The sequence below is a fragment of the Mucilaginibacter paludis DSM 18603 genome, from assembly GCF_000166195.2.
GTDB lineage: Bacteria > Bacteroidota > Bacteroidia > Sphingobacteriales > Sphingobacteriaceae > Mucilaginibacter > Mucilaginibacter paludis.
Map to the genome: position 1 here is coordinate 1512848 of NZ_CM001403.1, position 15354 is coordinate 1528201.

Consider the following 15354-nt stretch of genomic DNA (forward strand, 5'->3'; position numbering starts at 1 on the left):
CTTAAAACTTTCAAACTTCACAACAACTTTCCAACCCCTCAAAATTCCAATGGCTAAAGATACGTTTTTTCGGAAAAAGATGACCCTGAATGCAGGTGGTAAACTGATTGATCTGAATTCGCCAAAGATCATGGGTATTATCAACATCACGCCCGACTCATTTTATGCCGAAAGCCGGAAGATGAGCCTGGATTCTGCCTTACTACAGGCTGAAAAAATGCTGTCGGACGGTGCCGATTTCCTGGATATTGGCGCTTATTCGTCGCGCCCCGGTGCTGCTGATATTTCTGTGCAGGAAGAGACCGATCGCCTTTTACCTTTTATTGAGGTTATCGTAAAAGAACATCCGGAAACTATTTTATCTATAGATACCTTCCGCTCGACTGTTGCCAAAACGGCTATTAAAGCGGGGGCACATCTAATTAACGATATTTCTGGCGGCACATTGGATGAGGACATGTTTAAAACCGTGGCCGATCTGCAGGTACCGTACATTTTGATGCATATCAAAGGAACTCCGCAAAACATGATTAAACAAGCTGAATATGCCGATGTATTTGGCGAAGTGTTTGACTTTTTTGTTAACCGGTATCACCAATTGAAAACCCTGGGTGTACACGATGTTATTATTGACCCCGGCTTCGGCTTTGCCAAAACACAGGAGCACAACTACGCGTTAATGGCACGCTTGCAGGAGTTTGAGCGGCTTGAACTACCTGTTTTAGTTGGCATATCCAGAAAGAGGATGGTATATCACCTTACCGGCGGCTCAGCCGCCGACGCCCTGAACGGCACCACGGTATTAAACACAATAGCGCTAACCAAAGGAGCGAATATTTTGCGCGTGCATGATGTTAAAGAAGCCGTAGAGGCCCTGAATATCTGGAAAATGTGTTGTTAACGGCTTTGTATCAAACGGACAACCCATGCAGTTTATACAAGCCTATAGCGTTCAAAAAAACACTCCCTCCCTTTTTGGGGATACAGGGGCGGAATAATAAGCTTCGCCATTTTGCCAGGTTTGCCCAAACGCATCCTTTGCTGATGAATCCGGAATTAGCGGGATTCTTAAATTTTAATTTTTGCTATTCGCGATCAATTCCTCCGAAATTTTTATTTTTAGCCATGGTCATAAACCATCAGCTATGCCTCATCAATTATTAACTCACTAACATCCATGGAACAAAAAATTGGCCGCTTTATTGATCCCTTGAGCGATTTTGGGTTTAAAAGGTTATTTGGGAGCGAGCCGCAGAAAGATATACTGATTGATTTTTTAAACCAATTGTTCCTGGGCCAAAAGGAAATTGCCGATTTAACTTATAGCCCCACCGAATACGCTGGCGATACCGATAAAATCAAGAAAGTTTTTTTCGATTTACATTGCACGGGCAAAAACGGCGAAAAATTCATCATCGAAATGCAAAAGGCCGAGCAGCGGAATTTTAAAGACAGGGCCGTATTTTATACCTCGCGCCTCATTAACGAACAATTGCCCAAAGGCGAGAGCCACTGGAATATCAAACTGGACGAGCTATACCTGATAGCCGTACTGGAGTTTAAATTCAAGAATGGCAGCCCTGACCGGTATTTACATAATATAGCCTTGACTAACACCGATACACACGAAATATTTTACAATAAATTGGGTTATAAGTTTTTAGAATTACCTAATTTTGTTAAAACAGAAGAAGAACTGGAAACCGACCTTGACCGTTGGTTTTACCTGTTAAAGAATATGAGCCAACTGGAAAAGATTCCCGCCGTATTAAATAAGCGTATTTTTCAGCAGGTATTCAAGATAGCCGAATTAAGTAATCTGACGAAGGAGGAAAAAGCGATGTACGATTCAAGTTTAAAAGCCAAATGGGACTATGAAAACTCGATAGCTTTTGCAGAAGAGAGAGGTATAGAAAAAGGCCGTGAAGAAGGAATGGAAAAAGGGATGGAAAAAGGCATTGAAAAAGGCATTGAAAAAGGCAAATACGATGTTGCTATTGAAATGAAGAAAGAAGGCATCACAAATTCACAGATAGCCAAATTCACCAAGCTTCCTATTGAGGTGATTGAAAAATTATAATATTTAAGGCTTAGCCTGCAAGGCTTATGCTTGCCAAATGAAGATCCCGCAGTATTAAACAAACGGGTTTTCCAGCAGGTATTCAAGATAGCCGAATTAAGTAATCTGACTGAAGAGGAAAAAGCGATGTACGATTCCAATTTAAAAGCCAAATGGGACTATGAAAACTCGATATCTTTTGCAGAAGAGAGAGGTATAGAAAAAGGCCGTGAAGAAGGGATGGAAAAAGGCATTGAAAAAGGCACTGAAAAAGGCAAATACGATGTTGCCATTGAAATGAAGAAAGAAGCCATCCCCGTTTCACAAATAGCCAAATTCACCAAGCTTTCTATTGAGGTAATTGAGAAATTGTAATATTTAAGGCATTGACAACTCCTTTGAAAGTTGTAAAAGCTTAACCCATAGGCACAATCAACCTCAATAGCTATAGTCTTGCACGTTAACCATCATTTTCAATAACGAGTCAACGTATTCCCGGTTGTTAGCCAGTCGGGGTACTTTATTTTGGCCGCCCAATTTGCCCCTGGCTTTCATCCAGTTAAAAAAGGTATCGGCGGGGGCGCTATGTACCAGGGGGCGGCGAAGGGCCAGATCCTTAAATCGCTTGGCATCGTAGTCGGAGTTTACCTGGCGCAGGGTTTCGTCCAGCAGGTCAACAAAGCGGTCAAATTCCGCGGGTTTTTTTTCAAACTCGATAATCCACTCATGCCCGCCTGCCTTATCATCCGAAAAATAGATCGGTGCGGCGGTATATTCGCGAATAATGGCGCCGGTTTGTCGGCAGGCTTCGCTGAGTGCCTTTTCGGCATTATCGATGATCACCTCCTCGCCAAAAGCATTGATAAAATGTTTGGTACGCCCGGTAACCTGGATGCGGTAGGGCGATAAATTGGTAAAGCGGATGGTGTCGCCTATCTGGTACCTCCACAAACCCGCGTTGGTACTAATGATGAGCGCATAATTTTTACCCAGTTCTACCTGATCTAAAGTCAGGGTTTCAGGCTGATCGTCGTATAGATTTTCTAAGGGCAAAAACTCATAATATATGCCATAATCAAGCATCAGCAGCATGTCTCCGGGCTCTTCCAAATCCTGCAAACCGAAGAAACCTTCGGAAGCGTTGTAGGTTTCCAGGTAATACATGGTATCGTTGGGAATCAACTTTTTAAACTGCTCGCGATAAGGCCCAAAGTTAACCGCGCCGTGAAAATAAAGTTCCAGGTTGGGCCATACCTCCAACAGGTTGCTTTTGCCGGTAATCTCGAGTACGCGTTTAAATAAAACAATGTTCCAGGTGGGTACACCGCTAATACAGGTTACATTTTCGCCTTTGGTTGCCCAGGCAATTTTCTCAATTTTTTCTTCAAAGTTTTCCAGCAGGGCTATTGATATGTCGGGCGTGCGGTAAAACTCGGCCCATAAGGGTAAATTATTGATCAGCACAGCCGATAAATCACCGTAGGATGTTGCGCTGCTTAAATTGCTGATCTGGTGGCTGCCACCTAAAGTAAGCGCCTTCCCCGTAAATATCTTAGCATCGGGGCGGTTATTAAAATACAGGGTAAGCATATCCTTGCCGCCCTTAAAATGGCATTCCTCTAACGATTCCTCGCTTACCGGGATAAACTTACTCCTGTCGTTTGTGGTGCCAGATGATTTGGCAAACCACCTTATTTCTGATGGCCACAAGATATTCTGTTCGCCCTTAATCATGCGCTCAATATAAGGCTTCAGCGTATCATAGGTTTGAATAGGTACGCGCTGCTTAAACTGACTTACATTTTCAATATTACGGTAATGGTACTGTTTGCCCCATTCGGTATTTTCGGCACTGGCTATCAACTGTTCAAACCATTCTGCCTGTACTTCGTTAGGGAATTTTTGAAAAAGTTCTATCTGGTGGATGCGCTTTTTCATGAACCAGGTAAATACCGAATTGATTATCGTCATGGCCGTTTAGCTTGGTCAGGCAAAGGTTTTTCTTTTCAATACAAAGTTGGCACCCAGGTAAACTTTCCTTACCATCTCGTTGGCTGCCAAAACTTCGGGCACGCCCGATTCCAGTATCTTACCCTCAAAAAGCAGATAAGCCCTATCGGTAATGGATAGTGTTTCCTGCACGTTGTGGTCGGTTATCAAGATACCAATATTACGGTGGCGTAGTTTAGCAACCATAGCTTGTATCTCTTCCACAGCTATCGGGTCAACCCCGGCAAAAGGCTCATCCAGCAAAATAAACTTAGGTTCGGCAGCCAGGGCACGCGCAATTTCGGTACGGCGGCGCTCACCACCGGATAGCAGGTCGCCACGGTTTTTACGTACCTTATGCAGGCTAAACTCGTCTATCAATTCTTCCAGCTTATCCTTTTGTTTGGCCGGGCTAAGCTTACCCATTTCTAACACGGCCTTAATATTATCTTCAACGGATAACTTACGGAAGACAGAGGCTTCCTGAGCCAGGTAGCCTATACCTTTTTGCGCCCGGCGGTACATGGCATCGCCCGTAATCTCCTCATCTTCTAAAAATATTTTACCTTCGTTGGGCTTAATTAAACCTACAATCATGTAAAACGAGGTTGTTTTACCAGCGCCGTTAGGGCCAAGCAATCCAACTATTTCTCCCTGGGCAACACTAAACGAAACATCGTTAACAACAATCCGTTGTTTATATTTCTTAACTAAATTATCAGCGCGTAAAATCATTACAGTTGTAATCCTCGTTTTATTATTTAATCAACAATCATGGCCTCATAAGTTTTGATGCCTTTGATATTTAATTGAATAGAGCGGCGCTCGCGCCATACATTCTCTTCAATGGTATAACAAATATCAAAAGGTATCCCCTTGCTTATTTTTGGCAGGTATTCGCCCATATTAAAGGCAATGCAATCAAACGATGCAGAATCATTTTGGATAACGGTCATTTTAATATGGTTGGCTCCTACCAGAGTGGCATTGCCGCTAACATACACATTTTTTGTGAGGAAAACCGGCGACATATTTTCGGGCCCGAAGGGCCCAAACTGACTCAATATCCTGAAGAATTTGGCATCAATCTGTTTAAACTTCAGTTCGGCATCTATCCTTATTTCCTGCACCAGCATTTCGTCGGTAATGGTGGCATTAACTACCTCTTCAAACCGCTGGCTAAAAGCTTCCACATTTTCGGGCGCCATGGTGAGGCCTGCTGCATATTTATGGCCGCCGAACTGGATCAGCAAATCGCTGCAGCCACATAAAGCCTCGTATAAATCAAACCCATACACCGAACGCGCCGAACCGGCCACGTGTCCGTTCGACTTGGTTAAAACGATGGTTGGGCGATAATATTTTTCTGTTAAACGGGATGCTACAATACCGATAACCCCCTTGTGCCAATCGGCGTTGAAAACCACTGTTGATTTACGGGCAACCATCACCGGGTCGCTGTCTATCATGCTCAGGGCGGCATCTGTAATGGAGAGATCGTGCTCCTTGCGCTCAATATTTTTGAGGTTGATAATCGATCCTTTCGCCGTTGCCACTTCATCGGTACAAGCTATCAGTAGCTCAACCGCGTGTTTGGCATCATCTATGCGCCCGGCCGCGTTAATACGAGGGCCAATGGTAAACACAATATCCGATACGGTGTAGTTTTCTGTTCTACCGGCGGCCAGCATCAGGGTTTTAACGCCGATGCACGGGTTCGAATTGATTTTGATTAAACCGTAATGAGCCAATACCCTGTTCTCGCCGGTAATATGTACAATATCGCAGGCTATGCTGATGGCAACCAGCTCCAGGTAGCTCATCAGTTGCTCAAACGGAATATTATTCTTTTGGGCATACGCCTGTATCAGCTTAAAGCCTATACCGCAACCGGAAAGTTCTTTGTAAGGATATTCACAATCAAGGCGTTTAGGATCAAGAACGGCGGTAGCATCAGGTATAATTTCTCCTGGCGTATGGTGATCGCAAATAATAAAATCGATACCCAAAGTGTTAGCGTAAGCAATTTTATCCACAGATTTAATACCGCAATCCAGTGCTATAATTAAGCTGATCCCATGTTGGTGCGCAAAATCTATCCCCTGGGTTGATATACCGTATCCCTCCTTGTAACGGTCGGGAATATAATAGTCCAGGTTAGGGTAGTAATTTTTAAAAAAACTATAAACCAAAGCAACCGATGTTGTTCCATCCACATCATAATCGCCATAGATCATTATTTTTTCGCCAGCTGCAAAAGCCTGTTCTATCCGTAAAATAGCCTTTTCCATATCCTTCATCAGGAAGGGATCGTGCAGATGGTTGATATCAGGGCGAAAAAAATACCGGGCCTGTTCCAGGTTGCTGATCTGGCGATGCAATAACAAGGTGCTTAAAACAGGATCGATATTTAACTCGGCGGATAATTTTATTATTTCGGCTTCACCCGGCTTCCTCTTTATCGACCACCTTTTTTGCATATCTTAGCTGTTGAAACAGTAAAGATAGTTATTGAGTTATTAATTGAATACGTTTCGTTTATTAATTACTCACAATCCGTTGTTATACAATGCAAATTTTTCCATTACAAGAAGGTTCCTACTCCGTTGATGCTTCCAAAAAGTTCATTCCATTTGATCCCAACTTTCACAAATCGTCCGAGCGGCCAGGCTCTTTGTTTATCCATGTACAACCTTTTTTGGTTAAAACGGAGAGCGATTTAATTTTATTTGATGCCGGTTTAGGGTTTAAAAATAACCAGGACGAATTGATACTGCACCAAAACATTCGCAATGCCGGTTTTGAGCCTGAGGAAGTAAGCCTGGTACTGATGTCGCACCTGCATTATGACCATACCGGCGGATTGGTTATTGAACGTAATGGTAAACTGGAGCCCTCTTTTCCAGACGCGGAACATATAGTACAAAGGGGCGAGTGGGAAACCGCTTTCTCTGGAAAATCATCTTCGTACCGCTTACCGATTTTTGAAACCTTACAACGTTCGGCCAATTTTACTTTGCTGGAAGGCGACGGCGAATTTAAACAGGGAATTACGTACCAACTATCGGGGGGGCATTGCCAGTTTCACCAGGTATTTTTATTGTCAGAAAATAACGAGAAGATATTTTTTGGTGGTGATGAATTGCCCGAACCCGAGCAACTACTCCGGAAATTTGTTGCTAAATATGATTACGATGGACGCAAGGCGATGAACCTGCGTGAAGAATATGGCAAAAAAGCAGCAGACGAAGGTTGGACATGCCTGTTTTACCACTCCAAAACTAACACGGTTGCCCAGGTTAAATATGAGAATGAAAGTTTCAGCATTATACCGGCTTAACCAACATTGGTTAGGCTAAGCACCTCTTTTATTTTATCTACACTCAAGGGTTTTGATATAAAATCCTTAACCAGCGAATATGATTTTGCTTTGTTAATATCATTATTAAACACGGATGATGATATGATAAATATCTTGCTCTTACCCATGGGGTCAATATTAAGCCGTTGATATTCGTCCAAAAACTCCCAGCCGTTCATAATGGGCATATTAATATCCAGTAAAATGTAATCCGGCAATTCGTCCGGATTTCTTTGTTGTATCTCTACCAACTGGTCAATGGCGAACTTTCCATTCAGACAAGTGCTGATCTCCGTGTTAAGCAAAGTTTTCTTAATCAACTTAACTGATATGAAGTTATTAATCTCATCATCGTCAACGAGCAGGATACTTACAGCTTTAGTATTTATCGTCATGGTGTGGTATACGTCATCCTTATTTAAAAGGTTTTACCTAAGTTACTATTTTTCATTAAATTTCATGCTCAACCATACATTAAAAGTAGTCGAAGTCAGAATTCGTAATCGCGTTCAATCCGGCAAATTCTTACTTTGTAATTAATGTACCACTCTTCCCTACCCAGTTTTTGAGCAAGCAAATGTTGTGTATTAGCCTTCCAGTTTCTTATCGCATCTAAAGACGACCAATAGGACACCGTGATGCCAACATCATTCCGGGCAGACTCTACACCCAAAAAACCATCTTGCTGCCTAACCAGTTTATCCATTTCAGCGGCCATCTCATCGTAACCATCAGCAACATGATTTTTCACTGATGAAAATATCACAGCGTAATAAGGGGGTTCGGGTGTGTGAGCTAATAAGGATTGTTGCATTTCTTGAAAAACAGCGAATCGGAAACAAATTAAACCCCTGCAAGTTTATTATATACATTTACCAACTTACGGGGCATGATCAAAAAAATTATTTATTCAGTGTTGTTATTAACAACAGTTAATAGTTACGCCCAATATCAATCACCAAGGATGTTGTATCCTGGCTTGTTTGAACAGGTTCAAATATCCAAAATATTTAGCGATAGTAAAACTTTTGTAGACGCTATACCTAAACAAAAGCCCGAAACAATTGAGCAACAGTACTTAAAACATAAGGACGATAAGGCTTTTAATTTAAAATTATTTATTGAACAACATTTTACGCTATATACATCAGGCACCCCGGGTTATAACAGCAATATTTCGGCCGGTGTGCGCAAACATATCGATACCTTGTGGCAGGTATTGAGCCGCGATGCTGATACTGATAACCTATCGTCGCTCATCCCTTTGCCACATCCCTATATTGTTCCGGGCGGCAGATTCAGGGAGGTTTACTACTGGGACTCGTATTTTACTATGCTGGGCTTGCAAGTGGATAAGCAAACCGGCACCATGACCAACATAGTGGATAACTTTGCCTACCTGATTCATCAATTCGGCTTTATTCCCAACGGAAACCGCACCTATTACTTAACCCGTTCGCAACCGCCGTTTTTTTCCATGATGGTTGAACTGCTGGCGCATGACCAAGGTAATTCAGTCATGATCAAATATCAACCAGCTATATTGGCAGAATACCGTTTTTGGATGAAAGGCGCCGACAAGTTAAAGACAGGAACGGCAGTTAACCATTCGGTAAAATTAGCCGACGGCACAGTATTGAACCGATATTGGGACAGCAGCGACCAGCCACGAGAGGAATCGTACGTAGAAGACGTATCATCAGCTAAAGAAACCCAACAAAAGCCGGGCGATTTTTACCGGAACATCCGTGCGGCTGCCGAATCCGGCTGGGATTTTAGCAGCCGCTGGTTTGCCGACGGACAGCATCTTAGCCAAATTAAAACAACGGACATCATCCCGGTTGACCTGAACGCGCTGATGTACCACATGGAACTTGTTATTGCCCACAATTATCAGCTTAAAGGTATTCAAGATTCGGCAACCATCTACCAAACCAAAGCCGCTTTAAGAGAACGAGCCATTATTAAATACTGCTGGAACCAAAAGCAAGGCTGGTTTATGGATTATAACTGGCTGCAAAAAAAGCAGACCTCAGTAAAATCGCTGGCGGGTACCGTCCCTTTATTTTTTAATATTGCATCTGCGGATCAAGCAGCAAAAGTTGGCCAAACGATAAGATCACAATTTTTAAAGCCTGGTGGCCTGGTTACCACACTCAACAAAACCGGACAGCAGTGGGACTGGCCAAATGCCTGGGCACCTTTACAATATATGACAATTGAGGGCCTGAACAATTACAGACAGACCGCACTTGCCCAAAGTATTGCCCGTAGATGGGTTGGCATCAACACCTCGGTATTTAAACAAACCGGCAAGTTGATGGAGAAGTACAATGTGACAGATACGGCTGTAAAAGCCGGAGGCGGCGAATACCCTTTACAAGATGGTTTCGGTTGGACAAACGGCGTGTTGTTAAAACTTATGGAACCGCGGGAAGCAAGAAGCTTGAAGCAGGAACCAAATTGAGTTTCAAAAAACAATAAAAGCAGAAAGCAGACGAATATATCTTCTGCTTTCTGCTTTTATTCACTATCTCGTTGCTTCAAGCTTCCTGCTTTCCGTTCAGAAATTACTCTAAAACACTTTCCTCAAACTCGTATTCCTCCATAGGCGGGCAGGTACAAATGAGCGTTCTATCGCCATAAGTATCGTTTACGCGGCCTACCGACGGCCAGAATTTGTGGGCTGCTACGTAAGCCAGTGGGAAAGCCGCTTTTTGGCGGGTATAGGGATGCGCCCAATCGTTTCCTGTAATTACGGCTGCTGTGTGCGGTGAGTTTTTTAAAGGATTATCTAATTTATCCATCGTGCCATTGGCTACATCTTCAATTTCGTGGCGGATGGCGATCATGGCGTTGCAAAAACGATCAAGCTCATGCTTCGGTTCCGACTCCGTCGGTTCAACCATTACTGTACCAGCTACCGGGAAAGATACCGTTGGCGCGTGGAAACCATAATCCATTAAACGTTTGGCAATGTCGGTTACTTCGATCCCGGCGCTTTTAAACGAGCGGCAATCCAAAATCATTTCGTGAGCGCAACGGCCATTAGCGCCTGCATACAGTACCGGGAAATGCTTCTCTAAACGGGCTTTGATATAGTTGGCGTTCAGGATAGCATATTTGGTGGCGTTGGTTAAACCATCAGGCCCCATCATAGCGATATAAGCATGCGATATTAACAATATCGATGCAGAACCCCACGGAGCAGAAGATACCGCCGAAATAGATTTACCCTGATCGATATCAACAACTGCATGGCCCGGAAGGTAAGGTACCAGGTGTTTGGCTACGCCGATAGGGCCCATACCTGGGCCACCACCACCGTGCGGAATACAGAATGTTTTATGCAGGTTTAAATGGCAAACGTCGGCACCGATGTTTGCGGGGCTGGTTAAGCCAACCTGCGCGTTCATGTTGGCACCATCCATATACACCTGGCCGCCGTTCTGGTGAATGATCTGGCAGATCTCGATGATCGATTCTTCGAACACACCATGCGTTGATGGGTAAGTTACCATTAAGCACGAGAGGTCGTTTTGATATTGTTCAGCTTTAGCCTTTAAATCGGCAACATCTATGTTTCCGTTGTCATCGCATTTCACCACTACAATCTTCATCCCGGCCATAGCTGCCGAAGCAGGGTTGGTACCATGCGCGGATGATGGAATAAGCGCGATATTGCGGTGACGGTCTCCCCTATCCTGATGATAAGCGCGAATTACCATTAAACCGGCATATTCACCTTGTGCGCCAGCGTTAGGCTGCAAACTCATGGCTGCGAAACCTGTAATCTCACTTAGCCATTTATTCAGTTCGTCAAATATTTCCATATAACCGCCAACTTGATCAACCGGCGCGAAGGGGTGCATCTTACTGAACTCGGCCCAGGTTACGGGTACCATTTCGGTAGTAGCGTTCAGCTTCATGGTGCATGAACCCAGGGCGATCATGGAGTGGCAAAGGGAAAGATCCTTAGCCTCAAGCGACTTGATATAGCGCAGCATTTCGTGCTCCGAGTGGTGCGCGTTAAATACCTGGTGTGTTAAATAGGCAGATTGACGTTGCAATCCGGCAGGAATCACAGTTTCAATATCCTCTTTCAGATCATCAAAAGCAATATCGTTCAGGCTTTTGGCTTTTACTTTGGCAAAAAACCTAATGATGGTTTTTACATCTTCAACCGAAGTAGTTTCGTCTAAACTGATAGTTACTGATGAGCCTGTATAATGCAGATTCATTTCGTTATTGATGGCCTGGCCGTGTATCGGCGCAGCCAAATCGCCCAGCTCAAATTTTAAGGTATCAAAATAAACATCGTTCTGCTGCTCATAACCCAAAGCAGTTAATGCTTTTGATAACAGAATGGTTAAACCGTGGATCCGTTCGGCAATCAGCTTCAGACCTTGAGGGCCATGATAGGCCGCGTACATACCGGCCATAATAGCCAGCAAAGCCTGGGCGGTACAGATGTTAGAGGTAGCTTTATCTCTGCGGATGTGCTGCTCGCGGGTTTGCAAAGCCATGCGTAAGGCATAATTACCTGCGCTATCAATGGTTACACCAATAATGCGGCCAGGCATAGAGCGTTTGTATTCGTCTTTAGTAGCAAAAAAAGCGGCATGTGGGCCACCAAAACCCATCGGGATACCAAAGCGCTGCGTTGAGCCAACTACAATATCGGCGCCCCACTCGCCCGGAGGCGTTAGCAGTACCAAACTCATGATATCTGCAACCACAGTTAACTTGATACCTTTGGTATGCGCATCGGCAGCAAAACCGCTGTAATTGTAAACCGCACCACTACCGGCCGGGTATTGTACAATGGCGCCAAACATCTGGTTGTTCAATTCAACCTCGCGGTGATCGCCTATTTGCAGTTCGATGCCATAAGGCTGGGCACGGGTTTTTAAAATATCGATAGTTTGCGGAAACAACTCTTCGGAAACGAAGAAAACCTTAGCCTGTTGGTTTTTACGCAAGCTGTATTGCATAAACATGGCTTCGGCAGCGGCTGTACCTTCGTCTAATAACGAGGCATTGGCAATCTCCATCCCGGTAAGATCCAGTACCATGGTTTGGAAGTTTAACAAAGCCTGTAAACGGCCCTGCGCAATTTCGGCCTGGTAAGGGGTATATTGGGTGTACCAGCCGGGGTTCTCTAAAATATTCCGTTGTATTACACCGGGTACAATTACATCATAGTAGCCCTGGCCGATGTAGTTTTTAAATACTTTATTTTTTGACGCGGTTTGTTTTAAATCGTTCAGGTAGTCAAACTCACTTTTGGCAACCGGCAGGTTTAGCGGAGCTTTAAGACGGATTTTTTGAGGAACCGTTTGGCTAATCAATTCATCAATGGTATTTACACCAACAGTTTGCAGCATTTCGGCGGTGTCGGCTTCGTTAGGAGCGATATGACGTTGCTGAAATTTTTCCTGGTAATCGATATTTAATTTCATGAAATGGTGGGGGTCAGATATTTTCCGCAAAGGTACAAAATTACCTATTGCTTAACAACCCTATACCAAATACTGACAATGATTTTACCTAAGCTAAGTATTTAGAAATGAAGCGAAAAAAACTACATTTTCTATAGATTATAAGCCATTCATTCTCTAAACCGCTAACTGCCTCAAATACATCTGAATTGTATTTTCCAAACCATAATACAAAGCATCGCAAACTAAGGCGTGCCCTATGCTTACCTCCAGCAAACCCGGAATATTTTGGGCAAAGTACTGTAGGTTAACTAAATCCAGATCGTGGCCGGCGTTTAAACCCAGGCCCAGTTTCTGCGCAATCTGCGCGGCTTCAACGTAGGGCGCAATGGCTTTTTCACGGTCGGCATGGTAGCCGCTGGCGTAGGCCTCGGTGTATAGTTCAATTCGGTTGGTGCCGGTGGTAGCGGTGGCTTCAATCATTTCGGCAACAGGATCAACAAAAATAGATACCCGGATGCCGGCCAGTTGAAACTCCGAGATCACCTCTTTTAAATAGCTTTGATTGGCAATGGTATCCCAGCCGTGGTTAGAAGTAATCTGACCCAAAGCATCGGGCACCAGCGTTACCTGGGCAGGGCGATTGTTGAGTACCAGTTTCATAAACGAATCTTCAACCGGGTTCCCCTCAATGTTAAATTCCGTTTTAATTGTTTTTTTTAAATCGTCAACATCCTGGTAACGGATATGGCGCTCATCGGGCCGGGGGTGTACTGTTATACCTTCGGCGCCAAAACGCTCGCAATCTAAAGCTACCTTGATCAGATCTGGATTATTACCGCCGCGTGAGTTACGCAGGGTGGCTATTTTGTTGATGTTAACGGATAGGCGTGTCATGATAGGGCAAAGATAAATTAATTACGTTTGATAAACCAATTACCGCGTTAATGGTTTTAAATCATTAATTCAAATACAATGCCTAATTTCAGCCCAAACTATTACCATCGATGATCAAAAAAATCGCATTTCTATACTTCATATTTCTTGGCCTATTCTACAAGGTCTCAGCACAGGCCATCTACCACAATATCAAAAACTACACCGTTTATTATGCCTCGGCTAAACGCAATACGCAGGATTGGCTCTGCATCCGTAAATTTGAAAGCAACGGAAAAACTTACCTGCTGCTGGTAGAACCCCGCCGCCTGGATACCAAGATTGACGAAGAAGGTTTATATACGATTACGCCGATGGACATGCCCGGCGCACGCCGGTATTTTGCCAACACATCGTACGAAAAAGCGATCAGTAAGGCCGAAAAACAATCCAAATCCATACAAGATGCAGGCATTCAGAGCGGTATGCCTAAAGAAACCGGTATTACTTTAACGGCCGACCTATGCCCATCGCACCGGCCTTTGGACCGGAGGATATTCACCGACATTTTTCAGCAGTTTCAAAAAGTGGAACGGCCTGTGCCCATCGCCCTGTCGGTAACCGGCATCTGGATGAAGCAGCACCAGGATGATCTGGCCTGGCTCAAAGAAATGCAGCTGAAAAATGAGATTTACATCACCTGGATCAATCACTCCTACAATCATCGCGTGAGCAAAACCCTGCCCCTCAAAGAGAACTTTTTATTGGAACCTGGTACTAACATCAGTTACGAAGTACTGGAAACCGAGAAGGCGATGTTACGGAGCGGACTGCTACCCTCGGTGTTTTTTCGTTTCCCGGGATTGGTGTCAGACCAGCAATTGATTTACAGTATTACCGGCTTTGGGCTCATCCCCATTGGCACCGATGCCTGGTTAGCTAAAGGGCAGCAGCCCCAGGCAGGCAGCATTGTGCTTATCCACGGCAATGGAAACGAACCTATAGGCGTAACCGACTTTATTAAACTGTTGCAAAGTAAAACCAAAGCCATTACCGATAAACAATGGCTGCTGTACGATTTGCGCGAAAGTGTGGAAGATGAATTTGAATGATAGAAAGCCAGTAACGATGACCAAAAAAGCATTTAAACCCATTATTGATAGCAGCGCCCGGATACTTATTTTAGGATCGATGCCGGGCGAACAATCGCTTACGGAACAGCAATATTACGCCAATAAAAGAAACGCCTTCTGGCAAATTATGTTCGATGTGTTTAATGCAGGCAAGCACCTGACTGATTATCAGGACAAAACTAATTTGCTTCGACGGAATGATATAGGCTTATGGGATGTTTTTGCAAGTTGTGAGCGCGAAGGGAGTTTAGATGTCAATATCAGGAATGGCATGGTCAACGATTTTGAAACGCTGTTTAAAACGCATCCCCAAATCAGGTTGATTTTATTTAACGGAAGCACCAGTTACAAATCCTTCAAAAAACAAATGGCGCTTACCAGCGATATGCTTTACGGGGTAATGCCTTCTACCAGCCCGGCTAATACCGTTGCTTATCAAATTAAGTTAACTGCCTGGAGCGCTGCTTTAAAACAATTTTAAGTCCTGCTCTGAGC

General features: G+C 44.0%; 13 protein-coding genes and 1 pseudogene. 7 read left to right on the plus strand and 7 right to left on the minus strand.

Annotated elements, in window-relative coordinates:
* Nucleotides 1-49: 49 nt before the first annotated feature.
* The 3 genes and pseudogenes from folP to MUCPA_RS06365 form a co-directional block, all read left to right on the plus strand.
* A complete protein-coding gene (gene folP, locus MUCPA_RS06355) occupies nucleotides 50-901 on the plus strand; it encodes a dihydropteroate synthase (RefSeq protein WP_008505167.1) in 852 nt (283 codons plus the stop codon).
* Between the two features lie 276 nt (nucleotides 902-1177).
* Entirely contained in the window at nucleotides 1178-2080 is a 903-nt protein-coding gene (locus tag MUCPA_RS06360) for an Rpn family recombination-promoting nuclease/putative transposase (RefSeq protein WP_008505169.1), read from the plus strand.
* A 45-nt stretch (nucleotides 2081-2125) separates the two neighbouring features.
* Nucleotides 2126-2434, plus strand: a pseudogene (locus tag MUCPA_RS06365) (Rpn family recombination-promoting nuclease/putative transposase); the annotation flags it as partial.
* Nucleotides 2435-2497: 63 nt separating this feature from the next.
* On the opposite strand, the gene MUCPA_RS06370 reads toward MUCPA_RS06365, so the two are convergent.
* The 3 genes from MUCPA_RS06370 to recJ are packed head-to-tail and all read right to left on the minus strand — an operon-like array spanning nucleotide 2498 to nucleotide 6528.
* Nucleotides 2498-4030, minus strand: a complete 1533-nt coding sequence (locus MUCPA_RS06370; RefSeq protein ID WP_008505172.1) for a GH3 auxin-responsive promoter family protein — start codon at nucleotides 4028-4030, stop codon at nucleotides 2498-2500.
* A gap of 15 nt (nucleotides 4031-4045) precedes the next feature.
* Nucleotides 4046-4783 (minus strand): LPS export ABC transporter ATP-binding protein, encoded by a 738-nt coding sequence (gene lptB / locus MUCPA_RS06375; RefSeq protein ID WP_008505174.1) that lies wholly within the window; start codon nucleotides 4781-4783, stop codon nucleotides 4046-4048.
* Between the two features lie 26 nt (nucleotides 4784-4809).
* Nucleotides 4810-6528, minus strand: a complete 1719-nt coding sequence (recJ, locus tag MUCPA_RS06380; protein ID WP_008505176.1) for a single-stranded-DNA-specific exonuclease RecJ — start codon at nucleotides 6526-6528, stop codon at nucleotides 4810-4812.
* Between the two features lie 89 nt (nucleotides 6529-6617).
* Here recJ and MUCPA_RS06385 point away from each other — a divergent pair, with 89 nt between their 5' ends.
* The gene (locus MUCPA_RS06385; protein WP_008505177.1) at nucleotides 6618-7388 is read left to right on the plus strand and encodes an MBL fold metallo-hydrolase; all 771 of its coding nucleotides are present in this window, start codon (nucleotides 6618-6620) and stop codon (nucleotides 7386-7388) included.
* Here the strand turns inward: MUCPA_RS06385 and MUCPA_RS06390 are convergent.
* Together MUCPA_RS06390 and MUCPA_RS06395 are read right to left on the minus strand one after the other, a co-directional pair.
* Nucleotides 7385-7804, minus strand: a complete 420-nt coding sequence (locus tag MUCPA_RS06390; protein ID WP_008505179.1) for a response regulator — start codon at nucleotides 7802-7804, stop codon at nucleotides 7385-7387. The genes MUCPA_RS06385 and MUCPA_RS06390 overlap by 4 nt on opposite strands.
* 95 nt (nucleotides 7805-7899) lie before the next feature.
* Nucleotides 7900-8223, minus strand: coding sequence for an antibiotic biosynthesis monooxygenase family protein (locus tag MUCPA_RS06395; protein ID WP_008505180.1), 324 nt, complete (start codon nucleotides 8221-8223; stop codon nucleotides 7900-7902).
* Nucleotides 8224-8298: 75 nt separating this feature from the next.
* Between MUCPA_RS06395 and treF the strand changes: the two genes are divergently transcribed.
* The gene (treF, locus tag MUCPA_RS06400) at nucleotides 8299-9876 is read left to right on the plus strand and encodes an alpha,alpha-trehalase TreF (RefSeq protein ID WP_008505183.1); all 1578 of its coding nucleotides are present in this window, start codon (nucleotides 8299-8301) and stop codon (nucleotides 9874-9876) included.
* Nucleotides 9877-9979: 103 nt separating this feature from the next.
* Here treF and gcvP read toward each other — a convergent pair whose 3' ends face one another.
* Nucleotides 9980-12871: an aminomethyl-transferring glycine dehydrogenase gene (gene gcvP, locus MUCPA_RS06405; RefSeq protein ID WP_040625749.1), complete on the minus strand. Its 2892-nt coding sequence runs from the start codon at nucleotides 12869-12871 to the stop codon at nucleotides 9980-9982.
* A 156-nt stretch (nucleotides 12872-13027) separates the two neighbouring features.
* Nucleotides 13028-13747: a pyridoxine 5'-phosphate synthase gene (locus MUCPA_RS06410; protein ID WP_008505187.1), complete on the minus strand. Its 720-nt coding sequence runs from the start codon at nucleotides 13745-13747 to the stop codon at nucleotides 13028-13030.
* Nucleotides 13748-13857: 110 nt separating this feature from the next.
* Between MUCPA_RS06410 and MUCPA_RS06415 the strand changes: the two genes are divergently transcribed.
* Together MUCPA_RS06415 and MUCPA_RS06420 are read left to right on the plus strand one after the other, a co-directional pair.
* A complete protein-coding gene (locus MUCPA_RS06415; RefSeq protein ID WP_008505189.1) occupies nucleotides 13858-14838 on the plus strand; it encodes a polysaccharide deacetylase family protein in 981 nt (326 codons plus the stop codon).
* A gap of 16 nt (nucleotides 14839-14854) precedes the next feature.
* Nucleotides 14855-15340 (plus strand): DNA-deoxyinosine glycosylase, encoded by a 486-nt coding sequence (locus tag MUCPA_RS06420; protein ID WP_008505192.1) that lies wholly within the window; start codon nucleotides 14855-14857, stop codon nucleotides 15338-15340.
* Nucleotides 15341-15354: the final 14 nt, after the last annotated feature.